Origin of the sequence: Streptomyces sp. ISL-100 (assembly GCF_018614615.1) — a bacterium.
Taxonomy (GTDB): Bacteria; Actinomycetota; Actinomycetes; order Streptomycetales; family Streptomycetaceae; genus Streptomyces.
Genome location: NZ_JAGGOK010000076.1, coordinates 27,967 through 53,270, shown reverse-complemented (window position 1 = coordinate 53,270; position 25,304 = coordinate 27,967). Strand labels below are relative to the sequence as shown.

The 25,304-nt window shown below is 70.6% G+C and carries 22 protein-coding genes and 2 pseudogenes; 14 read left to right on the top strand and 10 right to left on the bottom strand.

Features of this window, described 5'->3' with window-relative positions:
- Positions 1-213 precede the first annotated feature (213 nt).
- Positions 214-1,302, top strand: coding sequence for a substrate-binding domain-containing protein (locus J7E89_RS31990; RefSeq protein WP_308315672.1), 1,089 nt, complete (start codon positions 214-216; stop codon positions 1,300-1,302).
- A 149-nt stretch (positions 1,303-1,451) separates the two neighbouring features.
- On the top strand, positions 1,452-4,916 hold the full coding sequence (locus J7E89_RS31985) for an AAA family ATPase (protein WP_214978402.1): 3,465 nt from the start codon (positions 1,452-1,454) through the stop codon (positions 4,914-4,916).
- Positions 4,917-4,926: 10 nt separating this feature from the next.
- On the opposite strand, the gene J7E89_RS31980 is transcribed toward J7E89_RS31985, so the two are convergent.
- The 4 genes from J7E89_RS31980 to J7E89_RS31965 all read right to left on the bottom strand — a co-directional run bounded on the left by J7E89_RS31980 (position 4,927) and on the right by J7E89_RS31965 (position 9,136).
- Positions 4,927-5,898, bottom strand: coding sequence for a hydroxyacid dehydrogenase (locus J7E89_RS31980; protein ID WP_214978401.1), 972 nt, complete (start codon positions 5,896-5,898; stop codon positions 4,927-4,929).
- A 74-nt stretch (positions 5,899-5,972) separates the two neighbouring features.
- Complete coding sequence (locus J7E89_RS31975; protein WP_214978399.1) at positions 5,973-6,824, bottom strand: carbohydrate ABC transporter permease; 852 nt, start codon at positions 6,822-6,824, stop codon at positions 5,973-5,975.
- 12 nt (positions 6,825-6,836) lie between these two features.
- Positions 6,837-7,817, bottom strand: coding sequence for a carbohydrate ABC transporter permease (locus J7E89_RS31970; protein WP_214978397.1), 981 nt, complete (start codon positions 7,815-7,817; stop codon positions 6,837-6,839).
- The gene (locus J7E89_RS31965; RefSeq protein ID WP_214978395.1) at positions 7,817-9,136 is read right to left on the bottom strand and encodes an ABC transporter substrate-binding protein; all 1,320 of its coding nucleotides are present in this window, start codon (positions 9,134-9,136) and stop codon (positions 7,817-7,819) included. Before J7E89_RS31965 ends, J7E89_RS31970 begins: the two co-directional genes overlap by 1 nt.
- A 181-nt stretch (positions 9,137-9,317) precedes the next feature.
- Here J7E89_RS31965 and J7E89_RS31960 point away from each other — a divergent pair, with 181 nt between their 5' ends.
- Positions 9,318-10,223 (top strand): SIS domain-containing protein, encoded by a 906-nt coding sequence (locus J7E89_RS31960; RefSeq protein ID WP_214978393.1) that lies wholly within the window; start codon positions 9,318-9,320, stop codon positions 10,221-10,223.
- A 12-nt stretch (positions 10,224-10,235) separates the two neighbouring features.
- Here the strand turns inward: J7E89_RS31960 and J7E89_RS31955 are convergent, their stop codons facing one another.
- Entirely contained in the window at positions 10,236-11,495 is a 1,260-nt protein-coding gene (locus J7E89_RS31955) for an amidohydrolase family protein (RefSeq protein ID WP_214978391.1), read from the bottom strand.
- Positions 11,496-11,656: 161 nt separating this feature from the next.
- Here J7E89_RS31955 and J7E89_RS31950 point away from each other — a divergent pair, with 161 nt between their 5' ends.
- Positions 11,657-12,148, top strand: coding sequence for a glutathione peroxidase (locus J7E89_RS31950; protein WP_214978389.1), 492 nt, complete (start codon positions 11,657-11,659; stop codon positions 12,146-12,148).
- Positions 12,149-12,217: 69 nt separating this feature from the next.
- Here the strand turns inward: J7E89_RS31950 and J7E89_RS31945 are convergent, their stop codons facing one another.
- A complete protein-coding gene (locus tag J7E89_RS31945; protein WP_214978386.1) occupies positions 12,218-13,444 on the bottom strand; it encodes an acyl-CoA dehydrogenase family protein in 1,227 nt (408 codons plus the stop codon).
- Between the two features lie 149 nt (positions 13,445-13,593).
- Between J7E89_RS31945 and J7E89_RS31940 the strand changes: the two genes are divergently transcribed.
- Positions 13,594-14,241 (top strand): TetR family transcriptional regulator, encoded by a 648-nt coding sequence (locus J7E89_RS31940; RefSeq protein WP_214978384.1) that lies wholly within the window; start codon positions 13,594-13,596, stop codon positions 14,239-14,241.
- 127 nt (positions 14,242-14,368) lie between these two features.
- Here J7E89_RS31940 and def read toward each other — a convergent pair.
- Positions 14,369-14,911: pseudogene (gene def, locus J7E89_RS31935) on the bottom strand (peptide deformylase); the annotation flags it as partial.
- 160 nt (positions 14,912-15,071) lie between these two features.
- Here def and J7E89_RS31930 point away from each other — a divergent pair.
- The 5 genes from J7E89_RS31930 to J7E89_RS31910 all read left to right on the top strand — a co-directional run bounded on the left by J7E89_RS31930 (position 15,072) and on the right by J7E89_RS31910 (position 19,533).
- Positions 15,072-16,310 (top strand): MurT ligase domain-containing protein, encoded by a 1,239-nt coding sequence (locus J7E89_RS31930; RefSeq protein ID WP_214978380.1) that lies wholly within the window; start codon positions 15,072-15,074, stop codon positions 16,308-16,310.
- Positions 16,311-16,341: 31 nt separating this feature from the next.
- Complete coding sequence (locus tag J7E89_RS31925) at positions 16,342-17,070, top strand: type 1 glutamine amidotransferase (protein ID WP_214978378.1); 729 nt, start codon at positions 16,342-16,344, stop codon at positions 17,068-17,070.
- A gap of 126 nt (positions 17,071-17,196) precedes the next feature.
- A complete protein-coding gene (locus J7E89_RS31920) occupies positions 17,197-18,222 on the top strand; it encodes a 6-phosphofructokinase (RefSeq protein ID WP_214978376.1) in 1,026 nt (341 codons plus the stop codon).
- Between the two features lie 113 nt (positions 18,223-18,335).
- Positions 18,336-19,295, top strand: coding sequence for a cytochrome c oxidase assembly protein (locus J7E89_RS31915; RefSeq protein ID WP_214978374.1), 960 nt, complete (start codon positions 18,336-18,338; stop codon positions 19,293-19,295).
- A gap of 79 nt (positions 19,296-19,374) precedes the next feature.
- Positions 19,375-19,533: a hypothetical protein gene (locus tag J7E89_RS31910; RefSeq protein WP_214978371.1), complete on the top strand. Its 159-nt coding sequence runs from the start codon at positions 19,375-19,377 to the stop codon at positions 19,531-19,533.
- Between the two features lie 69 nt (positions 19,534-19,602).
- Here the strand turns inward: J7E89_RS31910 and J7E89_RS31905 are convergent, their stop codons facing one another.
- Positions 19,603-20,004 carry an SSI family serine proteinase inhibitor gene (locus tag J7E89_RS31905; protein ID WP_214978369.1) on the bottom strand — a complete coding sequence of 134 codons (402 nt, stop codon included), beginning with the start codon at positions 20,002-20,004 and terminating at the stop codon, positions 19,603-19,605.
- Positions 20,005-20,215: 211 nt separating this feature from the next.
- Positions 20,216-20,917, bottom strand: coding sequence for a TetR/AcrR family transcriptional regulator (locus J7E89_RS31900; RefSeq protein ID WP_214978367.1), 702 nt, complete (start codon positions 20,915-20,917; stop codon positions 20,216-20,218).
- A gap of 228 nt (positions 20,918-21,145) precedes the next feature.
- Between J7E89_RS31900 and galE the strand changes: the two are divergent.
- A pseudogene (gene galE / locus J7E89_RS31895) lies at positions 21,146-22,114 on the top strand (UDP-glucose 4-epimerase GalE); the annotation flags it as partial.
- Here the strand turns inward: galE and J7E89_RS31890 are convergent.
- Entirely contained in the window at positions 22,052-22,231 is a 180-nt protein-coding gene (locus J7E89_RS31890) for a hypothetical protein (protein ID WP_214978365.1), read from the bottom strand. The pseudogene galE and the gene J7E89_RS31890 sit on opposite strands and share 63 nt — an antisense overlap.
- A gap of 1 nt (position 22,232) precedes the next feature.
- Here J7E89_RS31890 and J7E89_RS42170 point away from each other — a divergent pair, with 1 nt between their 5' ends.
- From J7E89_RS42170 to J7E89_RS31875, 3 genes are all read left to right on the top strand, one after another.
- Positions 22,233-23,279 (top strand): dual specificity protein phosphatase family protein, encoded by a 1,047-nt coding sequence (locus tag J7E89_RS42170; RefSeq protein ID WP_308315671.1) that lies wholly within the window; start codon positions 22,233-22,235, stop codon positions 23,277-23,279.
- Between the two features lie 183 nt (positions 23,280-23,462).
- Entirely contained in the window at positions 23,463-24,164 is a 702-nt protein-coding gene (locus J7E89_RS31880) for a 1-acyl-sn-glycerol-3-phosphate acyltransferase (RefSeq protein WP_214978363.1), read from the top strand.
- A 64-nt stretch (positions 24,165-24,228) separates the two neighbouring features.
- The gene (locus J7E89_RS31875; RefSeq protein WP_214978360.1) at positions 24,229-25,275 is read left to right on the top strand and encodes an NAD(P)-dependent oxidoreductase; all 1,047 of its coding nucleotides are present in this window, start codon (positions 24,229-24,231) and stop codon (positions 25,273-25,275) included.
- Positions 25,276-25,304 lie beyond the last annotated feature (29 nt).

The window sequence follows — 25,304 nt, the reverse complement described above, 5'->3', positions numbered from 1 at the left end:
CTGCGCGAGCCTGGCCAGGTCCGGCCTCCCGATCGGGTGCGGTGAGTCCAGCGCGTCCAGCGAAGGGGAGGGCATGGCACAGCACCTTCGGCTCAACTCCATCGACGGACAGTGGATTGCCTGCGGACGTCAGGGAGCTTCGAGGATAGGATTCAAGGAGCATTCCGCCGGCAACTGCGGATTGCTTCTTTCTTTGGGTGCCCAGGGGGGACCGTGTCGGCCCGAGAACTCAAGTTCCGCAAACTCACCGCCGATCTGCGGCGCGGCATCCACGACGGCACCTGGCCGCCCGGCAGCAAGCTGCCCACCGAGCGGGCGCTAGCCGCCGAGACCGGCCTGTCCGTCACCACGGTCCGCAGGGCGTACGAGGACCTGGTCACCCAGGGCCTGGTGGAGCGGCGGCAGGGCGCGGGCACATTCGCGCTGGGCCTCGCGCCGCGCGTACCGGACAGGCGCAGGATCGTCGGCGTACTCGTGCCGGACACCGCGCTCTACTACCCGCGTGTCCTCCAGGGCATCCAGGAGGTACTGGCCGAGGCCGGAGCCCAGTTCGTACTGGCGTGTTCCCACTACGACCCGAAGGCGGAGGACGCGGCGATCGCCGAGCTGCTGTCGGCGGGAGTGCACGGGCTGCTGCTGGTGCCCGGCCTGCACGCGTCCGACGATCCGGCCCGGCGTACGGACGAGCTGCTGCGGCTGCCGGTGCCGGCCGTGCTGGTGGAGCGGCGGCTGACGGCGGCGGGGCCGGGGGACCCCACGGAGCACGTGTGCACGGACCACGAGGGCGGGGCGTACGACGCGGTACGCCACCTCCGCGCCCTCGGGCACGAGCGGCTCGGGCTCGTGGTACGCGTCGACGCCCCGACCGCCGCGCCGATCGGGACGGGGTTCGCCCGCGCCGTCGCGGACTTCGCGCTGCCCGAGCCGGTGTACGACAGCGCGCCGATGGACGCCTGGGGCCCGGAGCGGGCCGACGCGGCGGTGGCGAAGTTCGCCGCCGCGGGGGTCACGGGGGCGCTGTGCTTCGGGGACCGTGAGGCGGCGCTGGTGCAGTCGGCGGCTCGGCGGGCGGGGCTGCGCGTACCCGAGGACCTGGCGATGGTCAGCTACGACAACGAGTTCGCGGACGTGGCGGAGATCCCGCTGACGGCGGTGTCCCCGCCGAAGTTCCAAGTGGGGCGGCTGGCTGCGCAGATCTTGCTGCGCCGGCTGGCGGACGGCGACGCGTCGCCGCTGCATCAGGTGCAGTTGCGGCCGAATCTCGTGGTGCGGGCGTCGTGCGGTGGGCGCGGAGGCGGCTGAGCCCGGCGGGAGCGTAGTCACGGGCTGACGTGCCCCCGGAACTGGTGTTTTGACTGTTCGTCACCGCCCACTCTCTGATAGTTGTTTCAGCGGGGTACGGGCGCATGCCCGTAGCGGGGTCCTGCGGGGCGCCGCAGGGAGGGATGCACATGAGCACCACCACACGCGAAGAGGTCATCGCCGCCGAGCAGAAGGCGGTGGACCACGCGTACGACTGCTACACCGCGCGGCTGGACGAGATGAGCGGCACGTCGGCCGCCACTGCGTCCGCCAGCGGCAAGGACGGCATCGCCAACCGGATCGACGCGCAGGCACGAGCCGCGGCGTACGGAGGACTCGTCAACGAGTCGCTGGTCTTCTCCCGCGTCGACGCGCCGGAGGAGCCAGGCGGTGAGCCCCGCCCGTGGTACATCGGGCGACGGGGAGTGCGCGACGCCGAGAACGAACCGGTGGTCCTGCTGTGGACCAGCCCACTGGCGAAGAAGTGGTCCGAGGCACGGCCCGAGGAGCCCGGGGAGGTGGTCCTGCGGCGGCAGTTACGCTGCGTGCAGCGTGTGGTTGAGGATTACTTCGACGAGATCGACGAGATCGCCCCCGCGGTCCCAGTCCCCTCCGTCCCCGTCCCCTCCGTCCCGGTACCCGCGTCCGTCCCGGAGCCGCGTCCGGCGGCGGACGACGCCACCTCGGACGACGCCGGGACAACGGCCCCCGCCGCAGCGCGGCCGGAACCGGGCACGGCGCGGAGGAATGAACGCCCTGCCGCCCGCACGCCCGGCGACGTCGCGCGCCGCCGGCGCCGCAAGCCCCTCCACGCGGACGACTTCCTGCTGCGCGAACTCCACCGCTCGCGCAGCGGCCGCATGCGGGACATCGTCGAGACCATCCGCCGCGACCAGATGGACCTGGTCACCGGTACCCCCTCCGACATCCTCGTCGTGCAGGGCGGCCCGGGCACCGGCAAGTCCGCAGTCGGCCTGCACCGCGTGACCTGGCTGGTCAACAACGAGCATTTCAAGGCCCAGGACATCCTCGTCATCGGCCCTCACCAGCGGTTCCTGGAGTACGTCGGCCAGGTCCTGCCCACTCTCGGTACCCGCGACGTCAACGCCGTCCAGCTCACCCGCCTGTGGGACGGTGAGATCCTCGGCACCGACACCCCGCGGGCGCGGTACGTGAAGTCCGACGAGCGCATGGCGGCCGTCCTGCGCCGCCGCGTCGAGACCGAGTGCCGCCCCGAGGCACTCGACGACCTCACCACCGCCCCCTCCTTCGAGGGCGACGAGGCCGCGGTCGTCGTCACCGCCGGCAGCACGACCCTGCGCGTCCCGCGGTCCGAGGTCCTCGCCTTCCTCGACGAGGCGCGCGGAACCGAAGGCGCCTACCGGGAGCGCCGCGAACGCTTCCGCAGCCTGCTCGTCGACCGTCTCCTGCAGGAACTCGCCGCAGTCGCCCCGCGTCGCGGCCAGGGCGGCACGATCCGCCGCGATCTGGAACGCAACCGACGGGTCGAGCGGCTCGTCGAACGCATCTGGCCGTCACCGGGCGCCAGGGAGGCCCTGCGCAGTCTCTACGACTCACCCGACCTCCTTCGCACCTGCGCCGCCGATGTCCTTGACGACGACGAGCAGGCAGCCCTGCACCGCTCCCGGGCCGCCACCGCCGACGCTGACCCGTGGACCCTCGACGACCACGTCTGCCTCGAAGAACTCCGTTTCCTCATCACCGGGGAGACCCCCAGGCGCTACGGACACATCGTCGTCGACGAGGCACAGGACCTCACCCCCATGCAGGCCCGTGCCCTGCGCCGCCGCTGCGCGGCCAACGGCTCCATGACGGTACTCGGCGACCTCGCCCAGGCCACCGGCTCCCACATCCACACCAGCTGGGACCGCCTCGGCACGCTCCTCTCCGACCACGGAGACTGGCGCGTCGCGGAGCTGAACACCAGCTACCGCGTACCGGCGGAAATCATGGAGTTCGTCGCACCCCTCGCCCGCGCCGTCGCCCCCGAGCTGCCCTACCCGCAGGCGGTGCGCGAGGCAGGCGAGAACGCCGTACGGACCATGTCGACCGAGCCCTGGAGGCTCCTCGACGACACCGTCACCCAGGTGACCCGCCTGGTGGGCACCAGTGACGGGCACACCCTGCGCTCCGTTGCCGTCATCGTCCCCGACGACTCGGGCTGGCTCGACGAGATCGGCCGCCACCTCGATCAGAGTGCCGGCATCACCGGCCCGGGCCGGGAGGCTGTGTCCGTCCTGGCGGCCGCCCAGGCCAAGGGCATGGAGTACGACCACGTCCTGGTCGTCGAGCCCGCCACCATCGCGGACCGCGGTCCGGCCGGCTTGCGCCAGCTCTACATCGCCCTCACCCGCAGCACGCAGAGCCTGACCGTGCTGCACACGTCCCCGCTCCCGGAGATCCTCACGAACACCGACCGCGCCACCGAACCGCCCCTCGACGAAACGGAATCCGGTACGGCACCGGGCGGTATTCCCGAGATTCCCGAGATCGGAACCGACATCCGGGTCCGGGTCGTCGGCCCGGGACCAGGCGGCCGCTACCGGGTCAAGGCCCTCTCCCCCGGAATCGACCGCCCACTGGTCCTGACCGTCCGGCACGGCTCCGCTCCCCCGCGTCCGGGCGAGGAACTGGACTGCTGGGTCTTCGCCAACGAGACGACCCACAGCGTGCTCGCCGCCGACCAGCGCGGCCGCCGGCCCATCTCGCCCAGGATGGCGCAACGCTATGCGGCGGCACTCGGCGTTCTCGACGAGCTGGTCAGCGGTGACGGCAGCGTTGCGCAGGACGCCCGCGGCCGTCTCTCCGACCTCCAGGGCATGGCCAACCGCATCCTGCGCCGCGACCAGGCGGACTGGGTGGCGGTACGGCGCCTGCTCGGTGCCCCGGACCGGCACCGTCTGGGCGTACTGCGCGACCTCGCGGCAGGCACCAACCGCGCACTCAAGGACAACGCACTGGACGCCGGCCGCCTCCAGGACGAGCTTGCGAAGTCCGGCTGGGCCGATGCCCTGGCCGAAGCACGGGAAACTCTCCGGGTCCGCCTTGCCGCTGAGGCCGAACCGGAGTCCGAGAACGAAGCCACCACCGCCGCACACCAGCCCGAGCAGAAGGAAACCGAGCCCGTGACCGCCGTCGAAGAAGCCCCCGCCACACCGGCCGTGACCACGAAGGACGGTCTTCTGCGCGCGCTGGAGGCCTCGGCGACTGCCGACCGTACGTGCAGGAAGCACGAGTCGGTGCGCCATGCGCTGAAGTCCGCCCTCCTGTGGTCCGACCTGCAGCCGGCCGACTCCGAGGTCGTGGACGTCAGCTGTGTCACGGACGGCGGCCTGTTCGTCTACGAGGTCCTGACGGCCGGCCGCTCCACGTACGCGGACCTCCGCTCCGGAGCGACCCGCCTCCTTGAGATCAACCACACCCTGCCCAACCGCGCCGACGGCCTCCATCTGGTTCTCTCCGGACCGCCCGCGGAGGACTGGTCGGCAGAGACCATCCTCGATGTCTTCGGTGTCCACGTCCTGTGGCGCACCCCGGACGGCGCTTGGGGCGGCCGCGACACGGAGTCCGCGTTGGGCCTGGGCCAGGAGTAGCAGCCGGGCGTCAGGCGATGCGGGGCAGGTCCTCCGCCCGTACCTCTCCCAGCAGCCGCTCACCCGCCACGAACCGCTCCGCCTCCGCCACCGCGAACTCCCCCAGCAGTCGCACCTCCGTACCCATCGCCCCGGCGATGTGCGGCGTGACCAGCACATTGGGCAGCCCCAGCAGCACGTGCCCAGGCGGCAGCGGTTCCGGGTCGGTGACGTCCAGTACGGCGTCGATGCGCCCGTCCGCGCAGTGCGCGGCCAGCGCCTCCGTGTCGACGAGGCCGCCCCGCGCGGTGTTGATGAGAATCGCGCCGTCACGCAGCAGCGCGAGCGCCCGCGCGTCGATCAGTTGCCGGGTCCCCGGCAGCAGCGGCGCGTGCAGCGAGACGATGTCCGAGGCCGTCAGCAAGGCGTCCAGGCCGACGAGTTCGCCGCCCAGCGCAGCCGCCTCCGCACCTGCCAGGTACGGATCGTGCACCAGCAGCCGCACCCCCGTACCGGCCAGCCGCCCCAGCACCAGCCGCCCGATCTTCGACGCCCCGACGATCCCCACCGTACGGTCGAGGAATCCGGTCGCCGGGGACACCGTCAAATCCCGGGGCCGACCCGCCCGGTACTCCCCCGCCATCCGGAACGCCCGCTTGGCGGCCAGGTGGATGGCCGCCACCGTGTAGTCGGCGACCGGCCCCGCGTTGGCGGGCGCCGCCGACGAGACGGTGATGCCGCGCTCCCAGACCTCGCGGGCGAGCACCTGCTTGACCGAACCCGCCGCGTGCATGACGGCCCTGACGCGCGGCGCGTCCGCGAGCACACCCGCGTCGATCAGCGGGCACCCCCACCCGGAGATCAGCACATCCGCCCGGCCCAGCGCCTTGCGCGCCTCCGGTCGCCCGAAGTCGTCGACCACCAGGTCCGGTACGTCGAAGCCGGCGGCCAGCCGTGCCCGTACGCCGTCGGGGAGGGCGAGCGCGGCCACATCCGGGCGCATGGCGATGAGAGCCGTAAGCCGAGATGACGGTGACGGTGAAGGTGACACAGTGCGGTTTGCCTTTCCATTGCCGGCTACTTGCCGGATCCGAGCGTCATGCCCTCGATGATGCGGCGGCCGAGCCAGACGTAGAGCGCCACCAGCGGCAGCACGACCACCGCGATGCCCGCGAACAGACCGCCCCAGTCGGCCCCGTTGTACTGCATCTGCTGCATGAAACCGAGCAGCGCCAGCGGCAGTGTCTGGAGTTCCTGCTCCTGGATGAAGACGAGAGCGAAGAATGTCTCGCCCCAGTGCTGGATGACGTTGAGCAGCAGCAGAGTAGTCAGCCCGGAGCGCGCCAGCGGCAGCATGATCCGCCAGAAGGTGTACGAGGGCGAGGCGCCGTCCAGGGCCGCCGCTTCCTCCAGCTCCGCGGGCAGCGACCTGAAGAATCCGGTCAGGAAGAAGACCGCGAACGGCATCGAGGTCCCGGTGTAGAGCAGCCACAGCCCCCAGAGGTTGCTGACCAGGCCCAGCGGTGCCATGACCTGGTACAGCGGCAGGAACACGGCGTGCGCCGGGATGCCGAGGCCGATGGCGAAGAGGGAGGTGCCGGCGCCAGCGCTCCGCGCCCCGAGCCGGCTCAGGGCGTACGAGGCGGGGGCGGCCAGGAGGGCGGTCGCCAGCGCCGTACCACCCACCAGCAAGAGGGAGTTGAGGGCGGCCGGGCCGAAGTTGCCCGCGTTCCAGGCGCGTTCGAAGTTTTCCCAGTGCGGCGCGCCCGGCACCGACCAGGGCGAGGCGATGATCTCCCGGGTCTCCTTGACCGAGGAGGCCAGGATCCACACCAGCACGAGGACGTTGAAGGCGACGAACGCCCAGACCAGCGGGGCGCCGAAGAGGCGCTGGGCCCGTCCGGCGCGGAGAGTTGAAGCAGAGCTCACGGTGTTCCCCGTTCAGAATTCGAGCGCTTCGCGCCGCATCATCCGGCGGATCAGCACCACCAGGACGCCGACGAGCGCGAGCGTGACGATCGCGGAGGCCGCGGCGATGCCGTACTGCGGGACGCCGGTCGGCGCGAAGACCGAGGTGTAGGCGTACAGCGACGCGGTCCAGGTGGCGGTGGACGGCATGGAGCTGGTCGACCCGGCCATGGCGAGGATGAACTCGAAGGTCTTCATCGCGTTGATGGTCCACAGCACCGCGCAGATCCCGATGACGTCCCAGGACAGCGGCAGCGTGACGTGCCGGAATCGCTGCCAGGCGTTGGCCCCGGCCAGGGCGCAGTCCTCGTACAGGTACGGCGGGATGCGGTCCACCGCGGCCATGATGATCGTGGTGTAGTAGCCGGTGCTCATCCAGATGATGCCCAGCATGATGATCTTGAACTGGTTCTCGTCGGCGAGCCAGGCCGGCGGATGCGCGACGCCGATGGAGCGCAGGGCTTCATTGAGCAGGCCGTCCGCCTGAAAGAGAAATCCCCAGAGGATCGAGATCACCAGCGCCGGCACGATGTTGGGGAAGAAGATCACCGAGCGGGCGGTGGACCGCCCCGCCAGATCGCGAAGCAGCATCGTCAGGACGAAGCTGAGCAGGAAGGTGACGGCGCCGCCGCCGAAGAGCAGCAGCAGCGTGTTTCCGAAGGACGTCCGGAAGGCGGGGTCCTGGAACATCCGGGTGTAGTTGTCCGCGCCCACCCACTCCATGGGCCCCGCTCCTGCCCACTTGTGCAGGCTGATCCAGGCGGTGGCGACAACCGGTGCGAGCATGAACGCGGCGTACAGGAGGAAGGCCGGGAGGACGAAGGGGAGGTACAGGCGCTTGCGGTGGGCGGCGAACGGGCCCGCGGCGCCCCGGGCCGCCGCAGCCTTGCCGTCCCTGCGGCGGCGGACCGAGGCGGTGGGGCGGGTGCCGTCGCCGGCGACGACAGTGCTCATCAGCCGGTCCGCTTCCAGTGGCCGGCGCTCTGCGCGGCGAGCTGGTCGCTGAAGTCCTGCGCGGAGATCTTGCCGGTCACCAGCTTGGTGTGCAGCGGGTGGAAGGTCTTCGTCCACCACTCGGCGAAGTCCATGTCGACGCCGTCGAAGGTGTGGTACGGGGTGTTCTCCTTCAGGGACTTGGCCGCGTCGGCCATGGCCGGGGCGACCGTGATGTCCTCGCGGGCGACGATGCCCTGCGCCTCGTCGGCGTACGCCTGCATCTGCTGCTTGCTGTAGAGGAAGGCCACGAATTTACGGGCCGCCTCGCCCTGCTTCGCCTTGGTGGGGACGACCCAGCCGAAGGTCGTCGCCTCGACGGGCGTGCCGGCGCCCGGCGCCCCATCCGTCGGGAACGGCAGCATCTTGTAGTCGAAGCCGGACTTGGCGTACGGCTTGGTCTCGCCCGCGATCCATGAGCCCATCAGCAGAAATCCGGCCTTGCCCGTCGCCCACTTCTGCTGGATCGCGGGGAACTTGCTGGCGTCGTAGCCGTCGGCGAAGTACCCGCCCTTGGCGAGACTCGACACACGCTCCGCCGCCTTGACGTAGGCGGGTTCCTTCCAGAGCTTGCCCGTCTTGTCGGCGGCGGCCCGGTGGAAGGAGCCGGGACCCTTCGCCGCCACGACGAAGTTGCTGTACCAGTAGGCGCTGTAGTCGGGGATGTCGGCGTCGAGGGCGAGCGGGGCGCGGCCCGCCTCCTTCTCGGCGTCGAGCGTCGCCCGGAACGCGTCCCAGTTCCCCGGGGTCTTCTTGCCGGGCGCGGGGAAGGACTTCCCGTCGTACCAGAGGCCGTTGGCGACGACGGCGTACGGCAGGACGACCTGCTTGCCGGCGGCCCTGCCCAGTTCGAGGTACTTCTCCGGCACCACGTCAGCGACGGTCTTGCCGCTCTCGCCGGGGACCGGTTCCTTGAGTACGTCCACCAGGTCGGCGGCCGAGTTCGTGGCCACCATAATCGACTTGACCTGGGGAAGGTTACGGTCGATGAGGTCGGCGGCCGGGACGCCCCGGAGCGTCGGCTGGAGCTTCTTCAGTACGTCGCGCCCCTGCCACTGCACCTTGACCTTGATGCCGGTCTCGGCGGTGAAGTCCTCGATGGCGGCGGACAGGGCCTTCTGCTGCGGCTCGCCCTCCTTCCACATGGACCAGTACGTGAGCTCCTTGCCACTGCCGGCGACGCCGCCGCCACCTGCCGCGCTCCCGCAACCGGCCGGCCCGAGAGCGAGCGCCCCGGCCGCGCTCATGGCCGCTGTCCGCCGGATCCACCGTCTGTTCATCGCCCTGCTCCTCAACACCGTGCGTCGTTGCCTGTTGAGCGGCAGGTCTACTGACCGATGGAGCACGCAATCAATAAGCAATCACCGAAGTGATACGGAAAATTTCAGCGATTGCTCGCTCATTGCGGTGGTGTGCGGACGGGGCTAGAACATCACCCCACAGCCAAAGAAAAGGGGACCCATGAGCGCCGCCGCCGCACCACACGTCACCGCGGAAATCGCGAGCCAGCCGGAGTGCTGGACCAGGGCGGCGGAGCTGGCAGTGTCCGCCGCCGACCGGCTACCGCTCCCCGGCGAGCGAGTGGCGGTCGTCGGCTGCGGTACGTCGTACTTCATGGCCCGGGCCTACGCCGCGCTGCGGGAGTCCGCAGGCCTCGGCGAGACCGACGCGTTCCCGGCCTCCGAGGCGGCGCTCGGCCGACCGTACGACCGGATCGTGGCGATCAGCCGCTCCGGTACGACGAGTGAGGTGCTGTCGCTCCTCGGCAAGGTCGCCGGGCGCATCCCCACGCTCGCCCTGACCGGCGTCGCCGGCTCCTGGGTCGCCGGCCGCGCGGACACCGTCGTCGACCTCGGCTTCGCCGACGAGAAGTCCGTCGTCCAGACCCGGTTCGCCACCACCGCCCTGCAGTTGCTGCGCGCCGGCCTCGGCACTGACCTCACGCACTCCGTCACGGACGGGGAACTCGCCGTCGTCGAACCGCTACCGCGCGGCTGGCGCGAGCGTACGCAGTTCACCTTCCTCGGCAGCGGCTGGACAGCCGGCCTCGCCGACGAAGCCGCGCTGAAACTGCGCGAGGCCGCGCGGGCCTGGACCGAGTCGTACGCCGCGATGGAGTACCGCCACGGCCCGATCAGCATCAGTGACGAAGCGAGCCTGGTGTGGTCCTTCGGCGAGCCCCCGGCCGGTCTGGAGGACGAAGTGGCCGCCACCGGGGCCCTGTTCACCGCCGACGCACTGGACCCGGTCGCCTCCCTGGTCCGCGCCCAGCGCCTCGCCGTGGAACTCGCCGCCCGCCGCGGCCTGAACCCGGACCGCCCGCGCCATTTGTCGCGCTCGGTGATCCTGGCGGGGGCGGCCGCCTGAGCGGAGTCCGGTTCAGCCGAGACTGCCGAGATTGCCGAGGTCCTTGCAGGTCACGCCGTCCTTCATGACGAGCAGGATGTTGGCGGGCGTGCCGAGAGCCGCGATGTCGGTCAGCGGGTTGCCCCGTGCGACGACGACGTCGGCGCGCTTGCCTGCCTCCAGCGTGCCGATCTCGTGCGCCAGGCCGAGGAGTTCGGCGGCCTCGCTCGTCCCGGCGCGGATCGCGGCCATCGGCGTCATCCCGCAGTCGACGAGGTACGCCAGCTCCCGCAGGTTCGTGCCGTGTTCCGCGATGCCGCAGTCGGTTCCCATGGCGACGCGGACACCCCGCGCGACCGCGTGCGGGATGTGCCGCCGGGCGACGGCCTGCCAGTGCCTCTTCTTCTCGTACGCCCAGGCCGCCACCTTCTGCGGGTCGGGGTCGGTGTTGGCGGTGGTGAGCGTCGGCACGAGAAACGTGCCGCGCTCCAGCATCAGGTCGATCGCCTCGTCGTCGATCGCGTAGCCGTGTTCGACGCTGGCGACTCCGGCGCGTACGGCGTTGAGAATGCCGCCGCGGCCCTGGGCGTGCGCGGCCACCTTCGTGCCCCGGTGACCTGCCGCGATCTCGGTGATCGTACGGATCTCGTCCTCAAGGAAACCGTCGTCGTCCGGATGGTCGGTCGGGCTCCACACCCCGCCGGTGGCCGCGACCTTCACACAGTCGGCGCCCTTGCGGAGCACCTCCCGCACGGCCCTGCGGCATTCGGCGGGCCCGTCGGCGAGGCGGCCCATGACGGGGTCGTTCTCGCCGTTGTCGGTGGCCGCCCGGAAGTCGCCGTGGCCACCGGTGGGCGTGAGCATGGCGACAGCGACGAGCAGGCGCGGCCCGGCGAGCAGCCCCGACTCGACGGCCTCCCGGTGGCCGGCGTCCGCGCCACCGAGGTCGCGTGCGGTGGTCACGCCCGCGTCGAGGGTGAGCTTCATACGCGGCGCGGCGAGAAAGGTCCGCAGCGAGAGCGGCATCGCGGCGACCTCGGCGTGACTGAGGGCGCCGCCGGGCGCCGCCATGTGCACGTGGCAGTCGATGAACCCGGGCAGGATGGTATTCCCATGTACGTCGATACGCCGCGCCGGGGCGGGCAGTGCGGGGAGGCGCAGTTCCCCGGACGGCCCCGCCCAGCGGATGAGCCCGTCCTCGATGAGCACCGCTCCGTCCGCGACCGGCTCGCCCCCGGTGCCGTTGATGAGCAGTCCGTTGTGGAGGAGTACGGGGGTGCTGGGGCCGGTCATGGCGCGATTCCTTCCCAGGAGTGGTGCGTGCACCACCACACGGTGGTGTAAGCGTCCTCGGCCGGAACCTCGGTGCCCTTGAGCGGGGAGCGGTCTGAAACAGTACGAACCAGTGACCGACGGCCGGGAGCACCGGCCGCCCATAGCCATAGGAGACGGCGATGAGCCTGTTCGACATTCCCCTGCGCACCCTGACCGGCGAGCCGACCACTCTGGCGGCCTACGAGGGCAAGGCGGTGCTGGTGGTGAACGTCGCGTCCAAGTGCGGCCTGACCCCGCAGTACGCCGGCCTGGAGCGGCTCCAGCAGACGTACGCGGACCGGGGCTTCACGGTGCTCGGTGTGCCGTGCAACCAGTTCGCGGGCCAGGAGCCGGGCAGTGCGGAGGAGATCAGTACCTTCTGCTCGGCGAGCTACGGCGTGACGTTCCCGCTGCTGGAGAAGATCGAGGTCAACGGTGATCACCGGCACCCGCTGTACGTCGAACTGACCTCGGCGAAGGACGAGGCCGGGGAGGCCGGGGACGTCCAGTGGAACTTCGAGAAGTTCCTGGTGAGCGCGAAGGGCGAGGTCGTCGGCCGGTTCCGCCCGCGCGTCGAGCCGGAGGCTCCCGAGGTCGTGGCGGCCATCGAGGCGCAGCTGCCCTCCGCCTGACGGCGCGGGCGCGCGAAGGCGCCGTCCCCCTTGTGCGGTGGGACGGCGCCTTCGCCGTACGCCGACGGGCTAGCGGATGGGCATGCCCGACAGGGTGCGGGCGATCACCAGGCGCTGGATCTCACTGGTACCTTCGAAGATCGTGTAGATCGCGGCGTCGCGGTGCATGCGCTCCACCGGGTACTCGCGCGTGTATCCGTTGCCGCCGAGGATCTGCACGGCCTGCGCCGTGACCTTCTTGGCAGTCTCGCTGGCGAACAGCTTGGACATCGAGCCCTCGGCCGAGGTGAACGGCTTGCCCGCGCTCGCCATCCAGGAGGCCCGCCAGACCAGCAGCCGCGCCGCGTCGATCTGGGTGCGCATGTCGGCGAGCTGGAACGCGACGCCCTGGTTGTCGATGATCGGCCGGCCGAACTGCTCGCGCGTCTTGGCGTAGTCGAGTGCGACCTCGTACGCGGCGCGGGCGGTGCCCACCGCCATCGCGCCGACGGCCGGGCGCGAGGCCTCGAAGGTGGCCATCGCGGCGTTCTTCACCCGCTCGCCGCCCTGCTGGACGCGCTCGCGGGCCCGGGCGAGGCGCGCGTCGAGCTTGTCCTTTCCGCCGAGTAGGCAGTGGCCGGGGACGCGGACGTTCTCGAGGACGACCTCGGCGGTGTGCGAGGCGCGGATGCCGTGCTTCTTGAACTTCTGCCCCTGGGAGAGGCCGGGCGTATTCGGCGGGACGATGAAGGAGGCGTGGCCCTTGGAGCCGAGCTCGGGGTCGACGAGGGCGACGACGACATGGACGTTGGCGATGCCGCCATTGGTCGCCCAGGTCTTGGTGCCGTTCAGCACCCACTCGTCCTTGGCCTCGTCGTATACGGCGCGGGTGCGCATCGCCGATACGTCGGAGCCGGCGTCGGGCTCGGAGGAGCAGAAGGCGGCGACCTTGACGTCGTCCGGGTCGCCGTACATCTGCGGGATCCAGGTGCCGATCTGCTCCTCGGTGCCGTTGGCCAGGACGCCGACGGCGGCGAGGCCCGTACCGACGATGGAGAGTGCGATGCCCGCGTCGCCCCAGAACAGCTCCTCCATCGCCATCGGGATGCCGAGGCCCGTCGGGTCGAAGAACTGCTGCGCGTAGAAGTCGAGGGAGTAGATACCGATCTTGGCCGCCTCCTGAATGACGGGCCAGGGCGTCTCCTCGCGCTCGTCCCATTCGGCGGCGGCCGGGCGCATCACATCGGCGGCGAACCCGTGGATCCAGTCGCGGACCTGCTTCTGGTCGTCGTTGAGTTCGAGCGTGAACTCGGCCATCGTCCCCTCCAGGCGTTACTTGCGGTAACAGAAGTCTGTTACCGGTAAGTAAGCCATGTCAACCGGCGTAGTACGGATCCGCGCGGCGTACGACCATGGTGTTACGTTTCGCAGGCGTCACGGAATCGCTTTGGGCGGGGAGACACACCATGGAAACCACACAACAGGACGCGCAGCAGCGCTCGGCAGCCGCGCGGCGTCGTCGGGAGCTGCTCGAAGCGGCGGACCGCGTGGTGCTGCGGGACGGGCCGCAGGCTTCCATGAACGCCATAGCCGCCGAGGCCGGGATCACGAAACCGATCCTCTACCGGCACTTCGGCGACAAGGGCGGGCTCTACCGCGCGCTCGCCAAGCGCCACACCGACGCGCTGCTCTCGGCGCTGCGGGCGGCGCTGGACGCGCCGGCCGAGCGGCGCCGGCGGGTCGAGGCGACGCTGAACACCTACCTCGCGGCAATCGAGGCGCTGCCCGAGGTGTACCGGTTCCTGATGCACCCCGCCGAGGACGCCCACCAGCCCGAGCAGGGCTTCGACGTCGGCCGCCACTCGGCTCCGCTGTTGCGGCGGCTCGGGGAGGAGCTGGCGAAGGTGATCGCCGAGCGCGTGGACCTTGGTCCTGACAGTGAGCAGCTGGCGCGGGTGTGGGGGCATGGCATCGTCGGCATGATGCATGCCGCGGGTGACTGGTGGCTGGGCGAACGCCCGTGCTCGCGCGAGCAGTTGGTGTCCAGCCTGGCGGATCTGCTGTGGGGCCGCCTGGCCGCCGCGGGCGACCGCGTGGACGGCCCCGGCTTCTAGCCCCGGCCCCGGACGCCCTCCGGGCGTGTCCTCAAACGCCGGACGGGCTGGATTCAGCCGCACCATCCAGCCCCTCCGGAGTTTGAGGAGCGGGGTCTGGGGCAGCGCCCCGGTTTCGCCCGACCTCCCCCCGGCCACCCCACGAGGCCCGCCGCGCCGCCCTCAGGGCCTTCGCTCGGCGCCAGCCGGTCAGCCGGTCCGTGTAGACCAGCCCGGCCAAGTGGTCGCACTCGTGCTGCAGGCAGCGTGCGAAGAACCCGGCGCCCTCGACCCGCACCGGATCGCCCGACACCGAAACCCCCTCCACCACCGCCCGGTCGAAGCGTTCCGTCCCCGCCTCGATACCCGGCAGGGAAAGGCACCCCTCGGGACCGCGTACGGTGATGCCGTCGGCCTCGACCAGGCGTGGGTTGACGATGTGACCGACATGCCGGACATCTTCATCGTCCGGACAGTCGTAGACGAAGACACGCAGCGATACGCCGACTTGATTGGCCGCGAGGCCAACCCCCTCGGCGGCGTACATCGTCGCGAACATGTCCTCGACGAGCCGCACCAGCGAGGGACCGAAGTCGGTCACCGTCTCGCAGGGCGCGTGCAGCGCCGGGTCACCGAGCAGTGTCATGGGTCGTACGAGCCCGGAACTGCCGGGAATCGGGCGGTGTCGCATGGCGGCAAGCGTACGGGCAAACGTACGTTCCACCGGGGGCCACAGCGCCCCGGTGGTGCCGGGGTGCGGGGGCCCGGCTGGATCTCGATAGGCTGAGCCCCGACGTTGACCGGTGGACCTGGGGCAAATGCGGCGCCGGATGCAAGGAGGATCAGTGACGATGGCAGGCAACACGGAGCCGTTGTCGCCGCGGGCCAAGCTGGCCGTGACGGCAGGCAAGGCCGCGGCGGCGGTGTCCCGCGCCGCGGGACGCGGCAGCGGATCCGTGATCGGCGGCAAGGTGGCGCTCAAGCTCGACCCCGACCTGCTGGGGCGGCTCGCCCAGCATCTCGACGTCGTGCTTGTCTCCGCGACGAACGGCAAGACGACCACGACCCGGCTCATCGCCGAGGCTCTGCGGGCCAGCGGCCCGGTCGTTTCCAACGCGCTCGGCGCCAACATGCCGGCGGGCATCACCTCCGCCCTGGCGGGCGGCTCGGACGCGAAGTACGGCGTGATCGAGGTCGACGAGAAGTACCTCGCCGGAGTCGCCCGCGATGTGACGCCGAAGGCGATCGCACTGCTCAACCTCTCCCGCGACCAGCTCGACCGCGCCGCCGAGACCCGGATGCTCGCCGAGAAGTGGCGCGAGGGCCTGTCCGGCACGAAGGCCGTCGTCATCGCGAACGCCGACGACCCGCTGATCGTCTGGGCCGCCTCCTCCTCGCCCAACGTGGTGTGGGTCGCGGCCGGCCAGGAGTGGAAGGACGACGCCTGGTCCTGCCCGTCCTGCGGCGGCGTGATGCAGCGCCCCGGCGACGACTGGTTCTGCGGCGAGTGCGGCTTCCGCCGCCCCGCCCCGGGCTGGGTGCTGAGCGGCGACCACGTCATCGACCCGCACGGTTCGGCCTGGCCGATCCACCTCCAGCTGCCCGGCCGCGCCAACAAGGCGAACGCCGCCACCTCGGCCGCGGTCGCGGCCGTGTTCGGTGTGCCGCCGCAGGTGGCGCTGGAGCGGATGTACGAAGTCCAGGCTGTCGCAGGCCGGTACGACGTCGTCCAGTTCCAGGATCGCGAGCTGCGGCTGCTGCTGGCCAAGAACCCGGCGGGCTGGCTCGAAACGTTTTCCCTCATCAACCCGCCGCCCACGCCGGTGATTCTGGCCGTCAACGCGCGCGGCGCGGACGGCACGGACACCTCCTGGCTGTGGGACGTCGACTACACCCGGCTGGCAGGCCACCCGATCTTCGTGCTCGGTGACCGCAAGCTGGATCTCGCCGTGCGCCTCGAAGTCGCGAACCTGGACTTCCGGGTCTGCGAGACGCTCGACGAGGCCGTGCAGTTGGCGCCGCCCGGGCTGATCGAGACGATCGCCAACTACACCGCGTTCCAGGACCTGCGCCGCCGCGTCGGCAACTAGGCCCGCGTACACCGGAAAAGGACAAGCAAGCATGAGCGACAACAGCCTGCGCCTGGTGTGGATCTACCCGGACCTGCTGAGCACGTACGGCGACCAGGGCAACGCCCTCGTCGTGGAGCGCCGGGCCCGTCAGCGCGGTCTCGACGTGCACCGTGTCGACGTACGCAGCGACCAGGCGATCCCCACTTCGGGCGACATCTACCTGATCGGCGGCGGCGAGGACCGGCCGCAGCGCCTGGCGGCGGAGCGGCTGCGCCGCGACGGCGGTCTGGAGCGCGCGGTCAGCAACGGCGCGATCGTCTTCTCGGTCTGCGCCGGGTACCAGATCCTCGGCCACGAGTTCATCAACGACCTCGGCGAGCGCGAGCAGGGCCTCGGGCTGCTCGACGTGGTCAGCACGCGCGGCGAGGGCGAGCGGTGCGTCGGTGACGTCCTCGGGGACATCGACGACCGGCTGGGCCTGCCGCAGCTGACCGGGTTCGAGAACCACCAGGGCATCACCCATCTGGGCCCGACGGCGCGGCCGTTCGCCCGGGTACAGATCGGCAAGGGCAACGGAACCGGCGACGGCACGGAGGGCGCGTACAACGACACCGTCTTCGGTACGTACATGCACGGTCCCGTGCTCGCCCGCAACCCGCTCATCGCGGACCTGCTGCTGAAGCTGGCCCTCGATGTGAACGCCCTGCCGCCCACCGACGACCGGTGGTACGAGGCGCTGCGCGCCGAGCGCATCGCGTCGGCCACGCAGCCCGCCTGACGGCCGTCCGACGTCCAGCAGTCGGACTGCCGGTTCGGCCCCGTCACTCTGCGCGAGTAGGGTGACGGGGATCCAACCGGACGACGTGGTCCGGTCTCCGGCCCACGTTGCAAAGGTATTCCGGGCATGCGCATTGGTGTACTCACTTCCGGCGGCGACTGCCCCGGCCTGAACGCCGTCATCCGTTCCGTCGTGCACCGCGCCGTCGTCGATCACGGTGATGAAGTCATCGGCTTCCACGACGGCTGGAAGGGTCTGCTGGAAGGCGACTACCGCCGGCTCGACCTTGACGCGGTGGGCGGCATCCTGGCCCGTGGCGGCACGATCCTCGGCTCTTCCAGGGTCCAGCCCGCGCATCTGCGCGACGGCGTCGAGACGGCTCGCGGCCATGTCGCGGACCTCGGACTCGACGCGATCATCCCGATCGGCGGCGAAGGCACGCTGAAGGCGGCGAACCTGCTGTCCGAGGCGGGGCTGCCGATCGTCGGCGTACCGAAGACCATCGACAACGACATCGCCTCGACGGACGTCACCTTCGGGTTCGACACGGCGGTCGGCGTCGCGACCGAGGCCCTGGACCGGCTCAAGACCACCGCCGAATCGCACCAGCGCGTGCTGATCGTCGAGGTCATGGGGCGGCACACCGGCTGGATCGCGCTGCACTCCGGCATGGCGGCAGGCGCGCACGCCATCGTCGTACCGGAGCGGCCCTTCGACATCGGTGAGCTGACCGAGCTGGTCGGCAAGCGGTTCTCGGCGGGCAAGCGGTTCGCGATCGTCGTGGTCGCCGAGGGCGCCAAGCCGCGCGAGGGCTCCATGGAGTTCGACATCGGCGGCAAGGACATGTACGGGCACGAGCGCTTCGCGGGCGTCGCCAGGCAGCTGTCCATCGAGCTGGAGGAGCGCCTCGGCAAGGAGGCGCGCCCCGTCATCCTCGGCCACGTCCAGCGCGGTGGCACCCCGACGGCGTACGACCGCGTCCTCGCGACCCGCTTCGGCTGGCACGCGGTGGAGGCGGCGCACCGCGGTGAGTTCGGGATGATGACGGCGCTGCGCGGCACGGACATCGTGATGGTTCCGCTGGCCGAGGCCGTGGAGACGCTCAAGACGGTGCCTACCGAGCGGTACGCCGAGGCCGAGTGCGTGCTGTGACGATCTTGGTACAGGGCTGACCGAACTGCCCCCGGCCGCAGACGCGGCCGGGGGCAGTTCTAGTCTGTAGCGGACAACCGGCACTATTGGGTCGCCCCCACGGGAGTACGCAGATGGATCACAGCGGGCACGGCAGCGGCATGAACATGGATCTGCCGCCGTTCACGCTGGGACGGGGGCTGGAGTTCTCCCCCGATCTCTTCTTCCTGGTGGGGTGCCTGATGGTGCTCGCCCTGTACGGGTGGGGCGTGGTGCGGCTGCGCAGGCGCGGTGATGCCTGGCAGGTCGGGCGGGCGGTCTTCTTCGTCCTCGGCGTGCTGAGCGTCGCGCTCGTGATGTGCACCAAGCTCAATGACTACGGCATGGTCATGTTCAGCGTGCACATGGTGCAGCACATGGTCATCAGCATGCTCTCGCCGATCCTCCTGCTGCTCGGCGCGCCGGTGACGCTGGCGCTGCGCGCGCTGCCGGTGGCCGGGCGCGGGAACCGCAAGGGGCCGCGCGAGGTGCTGCTGATGCTGCTGCACAGCCGCTACATGAAGATCGTCACGCATCCGGCGTTCACGATCCCGCTGTTCATCGCGAGCCTGTACGCGCTCTACTTCACGCCCGTCTTCGACTTCCTGATGGAGAGCAAGCCGGGCCACCTCGGCATGATGGTCCACTTCCTCGCCGTCGGCCTGGTCTTCTTCTGGCCGATCATGGGCGTCGACCCGGGGCCGCACCGCCCCGGTTATGTGATGCGGATGCTGGAGCTGTTCGCCGGCATGCCGTTCCACGCGTTCTTCGGCATCGCGCTGATGATGGCGACCCAGCCGATGATCGGTACGTACGCGAACCCGCCCGCGTCGCTGGGCATCGACGCGCTGAGCGACCAGCACGCGGCGGGCGGCATCGCCTGGGCGTTCTCGGAGATCCCCTCGGTGCTCGTACTGATCGCGCTGGTCTTCCAGTGGTACCGGTCCGAGCAGCGGGTCGCACGGCGCTCGGACCGGGCGGCGGACCGCGACGGCGACCAGGAGCTGGTGGCGTACAACGCCTATCTCGCCTCGCTCCAGGCGCGCGGCCGCTAGCCGGCCGGTAACGTCGGCACAGTAGCGCGGGAGCCCTTCAGGGGTGACGATGGCCCTCCATCAGAAGGAGGGGGTGCGCATGCCCGGTTCTGCTAAGTCGATGGGGGTGCTCACCGTCGGGACGCTGATAGTCATTTCGGCGTACACGGCGACACTCGGCAGCAACGGCTGGCTGTGGTTCGGCTGGGTCGTGCTCGGACTGGTCACGGTCGGGATGGCCGCGTCGCGCAGCAGGTGAGCAGCTGACAGCGGGAGTAGCCGCTGAAACGAAACTTCACTGCGCGACGCGCGCACGGGCACGGCGTGGTCAGAAGCGGAAGACCGGCCCGGTCGCGGTGTCGAGCACGCATGCGTTCGGGTAGGTCTTGCGCCATGAGGTCGGCGCCCCGCGCCAGGTGCCGGAGGCGCTGACGGTCACCGGCTCGTACTGCTTGGTGCACGCGCGGGGGTTCCCGGGCAGCGTGTCGAAGTCACCCTTCGTCTTGTCGAGCGCCGCGCAGGCGCCGGTGGCGTCCGGATGGGGCGCAGCAGGCCCGGGAGGGCACTGCAGCAGGACGCCCCGGATCCAGGTGCTCCCCGAGCCCGAAACGGTGAGGAAGAAGCCGCTGGGCGCCTTCCGGTCATCAGTGTCGGCCGCCGCCCGAGCCGGCACGGCCGCAGCGGCGAGGGCGAGCAGGGCGACTGCGGTGACGGTGGCTTTGGAGCGCATCCGGACCTCCTGGGGGCGGGGACGGGTTGCCTGGCGGCTGGGTGTCGGGGAGAGCCAGGCCACCCCCCGCCACGGCCACCGGCAAGCGACCGCGCCGCCCTCGTCGCACACACGAGTACGCGCACTGCTCCGTACGGCGCAGAACCAGGCGCGGACGGGGGCGCGGACCCGGCCCCCGGCCCGGACCGCCGGCTGGGCGCCCACCGGAACGTCACCCCAGCAGGGCGTCCAGGCCCGCGGCCAGGCCCTCGGGGCCACCGCGGCCTGCCATCGCGACGGCGGTGGCCCGCAGCCGTGGCAGCTCGGCCGCCGGCATGCGGTGCAGACCCAGCCGGAAGGCCGGGTCCGGTTCGCCGGGCTCGTCGTCCATGGCCCGCAGCTCGACCAGGAGGTAGCCGAGTAGCCAGGCGGTGAAGGTCCGGTGGATTTCCACGGCCGTGCGCTCGCCGAGCCCCGCGTCGTACAGCAGCGCCAGGACGCGTTCGTCGCCGCGCAGTACGAGAAGGGGCCTGCGGGCCAGCGGCGTGGACAGCATGCGGGTGGCCAGCAGGGGCACGACGTGCGGGTGGCGCAGGGCGACGCGGTGGGTGGCGAGCGCGATGCGGTGCAGTTCGCGGCGCCACTGGGCCGGGTCGGTCGTGTCCGCCGGTGCCTGGTCCAGTTCCTCGTGCAATTCCTGCCAGAAGGCCTCGACCAGCCCGTCCAGCAAGGCGTCCTTGCTCGGGGCGTAGCGATACAGGGCCATCGCCTCGACACCCAGCTCGGCGCCCAGTTTGCGCATGCTCAGGCCGGACAGGCCGTCGCGGTCGACCACTTCCAGTGCCGTGGCCAGCACGCGTTCCCTGTTGAGCCGCCCGTAACGCCCCCGGTCGCTGGCGCGTCGTCCGCGGCCGTCCCCCGTGTCCTTCGGCATGGCCCGCCTCCGCGCTCGTCCAGTGGCTCCGGCATTGACGACTTTGATGATCTTGCCGCCGGACACCGCTTGACATTGGGTAACGACAGTCGCAAAGTCGGACATATACGGAGTAAACATACATCAGCAGCGTACAGCGTTCTATCAGGAGCGTCTGCCATGACGCACAGCGAGCCGGTGAATGGGGCGCCCCTCGACGGATCGCTCGCACGCGAGAGAGCGGGCCCCGTGAGCCCACCGTTGACTGTCCTTCTCACCGGCGGCGCCGGCTTCATCGGCAGTCATGCCTGCGTCGAGCTGCTCGACCACGGCTACGAACTGATCGTCGTCGACAACTACTCCAACAGCACCCCGCAGGTCTTCGCCCGCGTGGAAAGGATCGCCGGCCGGTTCGTCGGCGCCGTGTACGAACTGGACATCCGTGATCGACGCGCCCTCTCGGCCGTCTTCGACCGCCACTCTGTGGACGCTGTCGTGCACTTCGCCGCGCACAAGGCCGTGAGCCCGTCGATACGGATGCCCATCGAGTACTACGACACCAACATCGGCGGCACCACCTCCCTGCTGCGGGCGATGCACGAACACGGAGTGCACCAGCTGGTGTTCTCCTCCACCGCCTCCATCTACGGAGACGCCGGGCACGGGCCGCTCAGCGAGGCCACCCCCGCCCGTCCGACCAATCCGTACGCGGCCTCCAAGTGGCTCTGCGAACAGATCCTCACCGATGTATGCCACCGTCACCCGGAGTTCACCATGCTCGCGCTGCGGCACTTCAACCCGGTCGGCGCCCACCCCAGCGGTCTGCTCGGCGAGGATCCCTCCGGAACTCCTGACAATCTGATGCCCTACCTGGCTCAGGTGGCCGTCGGCCGACGGCACCGGCTCCGTGTCTTCGGCAACGACTACGCCACCCCGGACGGAACCGCGATCCGCGACTACATCCACGTCATGGACACGGTCGACGCGCACCGCGTCGCGCTGGACCACCTCGCCGACAGCCCGGGCATGCACACGTACAACCTGGGTCTGGGGAACGGCCGTTCGGTCCTGGAAGTCGTCTCCGCCTTCAGCGCGGCGTGCGGCGCGCCCGTTCCGTACGACATCGCGCCCCGCCGCCCCGGCGATGTGCCCGAACTAGTCGCCGACGCGTCGGCGGTGGAGCGCGCCTGGGGGTGGCGCCCCACCCGGGGACTGGCCGACACTGGTCGCCGCCGTACTGCTCACCTTCCTCACCTTCGTCCTGGCCGACGCGATCCAGACCCGGCCGGCGTCGGTGCCGGACTCGGCGGCAAGCACCGTCGTCTTCAGCGTCAAGGTGCGCAACGTCGACGAGGGACTCGGCCGCGACCTCGCGGCACGCGACTTCTGGGAGACGTGCCGCCGGGCGACCTCGATGGCGCCCGAGCAGGCGCGGCTGACCGAGCTGGAGGAGGGGGTGTACGCGGGTGTGGTCAGGCCGGCTCTGCACAACCGCGATCTGCTGCGGCTGCGCGGCTGCCTGATGGACGCGACCGCGAACCGGGCGCAGGCCGTGGTCCTCGGCGAGGGTCAGGCAATCCCCCACCCGGTGATTGGCAGGTGCACGCCTTTTGCGCAATATGTCACAAATGTTCGTCCGGCGTGGGACGCCCGGGATGGATTAGGTGCATACCAGACATTTCCTCACCCCCAAGGTGTTGTCCCCATGCTTGCCCCGATCTCCCCTCTCGCCCGTACCAGGCCGCTCATCCGCAGGACGGCGAAGATCCTCGTCGCGGCCCTGCTCGGTTACGCCGCGTTGTGGGCCGCCTTCACGCTGGGCATGATCGGCGCCCACGCGATGGCCGCGCAGGAGGAGTCGTCCGGCGTACGGATGGCCGGGATCAACCACTTCAAGGCGGTCGACGATCGCCTGTGGCGCGGTTCCGCTCCGGGCGAGGCCGGCTACCGCGAGCTCGCGGCCCGCGGCGTACACACGGTCGTGGACCTTCGGGCGGAGAAGCTGTCCGCCAAGGAGCTGGCCGTACCCCGGGAGGCGGGGCTGAACGTCGTCCGCATGCCGATCCGGGACGGGCAGACGCCCACCAACGACCAGGTCACCGCCTTCCTCAAGACCGTGAAGTCCTCGGACAGCCCGGTATTCGTCCACTGCGGCGCCGGCGTCGGACGCACCGGCTCGATCGCCGCCGCGTATGTGGTGAACACCGGCGAAGCGACCTCGAAGCAGGCCGCGCTGCGCAACCTCGCCGTGGGCCCGCCGTCGATCGAGCAGGTCTGGTACGCGCTCTCCTCCGGCCGGGACGAGATGAGCCAGCCGCCGGCCGCCGTCGAGGCATTCAGCCGCATCTTCGACGCCCCGCGCCGGATCATGGCTTCGCTCTGACAGGCCCGGTCTCGCGACCATCGTGACGCCGCATCAGCTCACAGCTGATGTGGCGTCATTGTCCCGGCAAGGCACGGTTACGCGGGACGACGGCTGCCCATACACTGACGGTCCCCCCGCGATACCCAGTGACCTGGCAGAACGCAGCCCTGGAGCCGATCCGGCGGAACGAGGAGCAGCCTCATGTTCTATTACGTGCTCAAGTATGTCCTTCTGGGGCCACTGCTGAGACTGCTCTTCCGGCCCCGGATCGAGGGGCTCGAGCACATCCCCGACGAGGGCGCCGCGATCGTGGCGGGCAATCACCTGTCCTTCTCCGACCACTTCCTGATGCCCGCGATCATCAGACGGCGCATCACCTTCCTCGCCAAGGCGGAGTACTTCACGGGCCCCGGCCTCAAGGGCCGGCTGACCGCCGCGTTCTTCCGCAGCGCCGGTCAGATCCCCGTCGACAGATCCGGCAAGGAGGCGGGGAAGGCCGCGATCCGGGAGGGGCTCGGCGTACTGAGCAAGGGTGAGCTGCTGGGGATCTACCCGGAGGGCACCCGCTCCCACGACGGCCGGCTCTACAAGGGCAAGGTCGGAGTGGCCGCGATGGCGCTCAAGGCGGGCGTGCCCGTCGTGCCGTGCGCGATGGTGGGTACGTTCGAGATCCAGCCGCCGGGACAGGTCCTGCCCCGCATCAGGCGCGTCGCCATCCGGTTCGGTGAGCCGCTGGACTTCTCGCGCTACGCGGGCCTGGAGAACGAGAAGGCGGCGCTCCGCGCGGTCACCGACGAGATCATGTACGCGATCCTCGGACTGTCCGGGCAGGAGTACGTCGACCGGTACGCCGCCGAGATGAAGGCGGAGCAGGCGAAGAAGTTCCCGCGGCTCCTGCGCTGACGGCGAATCAGCGGAAGGCGAACGTTTCCCCGCCGTCGCCTCCCGCGCGCATAGCGTCCTTCGTATGACCAAGGGAAGCGCATTCGTCATCGGAGCTACAGGACAGATCGGGCGGGCTGCCGTACGGGCGCTCGCCGAGGACGGCTGGGACGTGACCGCCGCATCGCGCGGCGGCGGCCGCGACGAGACCTGGCCGCAGGAGGTACGGGTGGCAGCGGTCGACCGGGAGGACGACGCGGCGCTGGCCGGCGCGCTCGGCGACGGCCGCGACGTACTGGTCGACATGGTCGCGTTCGAAGAGCGTCACGCGCGACAGCTGACGGGACTCGCGGACCGCGTCGGTTCCGCGGTCGTCATCTCCAGTGGCGCCGTCTACGAGGACGACAAGGGCCGCAGCTTCGACACCCAGGACGAGCCCGACGGGTTCCCTCAGTGCCCGGTGCCGATCCGCGAGAGCCTCGCCACCGTGGCGCCGGGTGACGCGACGTACGGGACCAGGAAGGTCGCGATCGAACGGCATCTGCTGGCCGCCGCCGACCGGCTGCCGGTTACCCTGCTGCGGGCGGGTGCGGTCCACGGACCGTACTGCCGGACTCCGCGCGAGATTCACTTCGTCAAGCGGGCGCTGGACGGGCGGCCGGTCAGGATCCTGGCGTACGGCGGACTCAGCCAGTTCCACCCGGTTCACGTCTCCAACGTAGGGGAGCTGATCCGGCTGGCGGCGGCGCGGCCCGGCGCGCGGGTTCTCAACGCCGGTGATCCCGATGTGCCGACGGTCGCGGAGATCAGTGCGGCGATCGACGCGGTCATGGGGGTGCGGAGCGAGCTGGTGCTCGTGGACGGGCCGCCGCCGCGGGACGGCCTCGGGGAGACGCCCTGGGGGCCCGACCACCCGATCGTCTTCGACATGTCGGCCGCCGAGCGGGAGCTGGGATACCGGCCGGTGACGACGTACACCGAGTCGCTGCCGGCCACCGTGGACTGGCTCGCGGACCGGCTGCGCGCGCAGGACTGGCGGGAGGCGTTCCCGAAACTGTCGCAGAGGTACGGGCCCGGCGGCGGCCCCTTCGACTACGCGGCGGAGGACGCCTGGCTCGCCGGCGGCCGGTAGACGCGACGAGGGGGCGGCCGGGATTCTCC

Excerpts from the sequence above, each read along its gene's own strand:
- J7E89_RS31960 (WP_214978393.1), top strand. The coding sequence starts at position 9,318 with ATGAGCGCCGCCGCCGCACCACACGTCACCGCGGAAATCGCGAGCCAG.
- J7E89_RS31980 (WP_214978401.1), bottom strand. The coding sequence starts at position 5,898 with ATGCGCCCGGATGTGGCCGCGCTCGCCCTCCCCGACGGCGTACGGGCA.
- J7E89_RS31985 (WP_214978402.1), top strand. The coding sequence starts at position 1,452 with ATGAGCACCACCACACGCGAAGAGGTCATCGCCGCCGAGCAGAAGGCG.
- J7E89_RS31900 (WP_214978367.1), bottom strand. The coding sequence starts at position 20,917 with ATGCCGAAGGACACGGGGGACGGCCGCGGACGACGCGCCAGCGACCGG.
- J7E89_RS31880 (WP_214978363.1), top strand. The coding sequence starts at position 23,463 with ATGTTCTATTACGTGCTCAAGTATGTCCTTCTGGGGCCACTGCTGAGA.
- J7E89_RS31910 (WP_214978371.1), top strand. The coding sequence starts at position 19,375 with ATGCCCGGTTCTGCTAAGTCGATGGGGGTGCTCACCGTCGGGACGCTG.
- J7E89_RS31945 (WP_214978386.1), bottom strand. The coding sequence starts at position 13,444 with ATGGCCGAGTTCACGCTCGAACTCAACGACGACCAGAAGCAGGTCCGC.
- J7E89_RS31930 (WP_214978380.1), top strand. The coding sequence starts at position 15,072 with ATGGCAGGCAACACGGAGCCGTTGTCGCCGCGGGCCAAGCTGGCCGTG.
- J7E89_RS31955 (WP_214978391.1), bottom strand. The coding sequence starts at position 11,495 with ATGACCGGCCCCAGCACCCCCGTACTCCTCCACAACGGACTGCTCATC.
- J7E89_RS31905 (WP_214978369.1), bottom strand. The coding sequence starts at position 20,004 with ATGCGCTCCAAAGCCACCGTCACCGCAGTCGCCCTGCTCGCCCTCGCC.
- J7E89_RS31915 (WP_214978374.1), top strand. The coding sequence starts at position 18,336 with ATGGATCACAGCGGGCACGGCAGCGGCATGAACATGGATCTGCCGCCG.
- J7E89_RS31875 (WP_214978360.1), top strand. The coding sequence starts at position 24,229 with ATGACCAAGGGAAGCGCATTCGTCATCGGAGCTACAGGACAGATCGGG.
- J7E89_RS31940 (WP_214978384.1), top strand. The coding sequence starts at position 13,594 with ATGGAAACCACACAACAGGACGCGCAGCAGCGCTCGGCAGCCGCGCGG.
- J7E89_RS31920 (WP_214978376.1), top strand. The coding sequence starts at position 17,197 with ATGCGCATTGGTGTACTCACTTCCGGCGGCGACTGCCCCGGCCTGAAC.
- J7E89_RS31970 (WP_214978397.1), bottom strand. The coding sequence starts at position 7,817 with ATGAGCACTGTCGTCGCCGGCGACGGCACCCGCCCCACCGCCTCGGTC.
- J7E89_RS31925 (WP_214978378.1), top strand. The coding sequence starts at position 16,342 with ATGAGCGACAACAGCCTGCGCCTGGTGTGGATCTACCCGGACCTGCTG.
- J7E89_RS31965 (WP_214978395.1), bottom strand. The coding sequence starts at position 9,136 with ATGAACAGACGGTGGATCCGGCGGACAGCGGCCATGAGCGCGGCCGGG.
- J7E89_RS31950 (WP_214978389.1), top strand. The coding sequence starts at position 11,657 with ATGAGCCTGTTCGACATTCCCCTGCGCACCCTGACCGGCGAGCCGACC.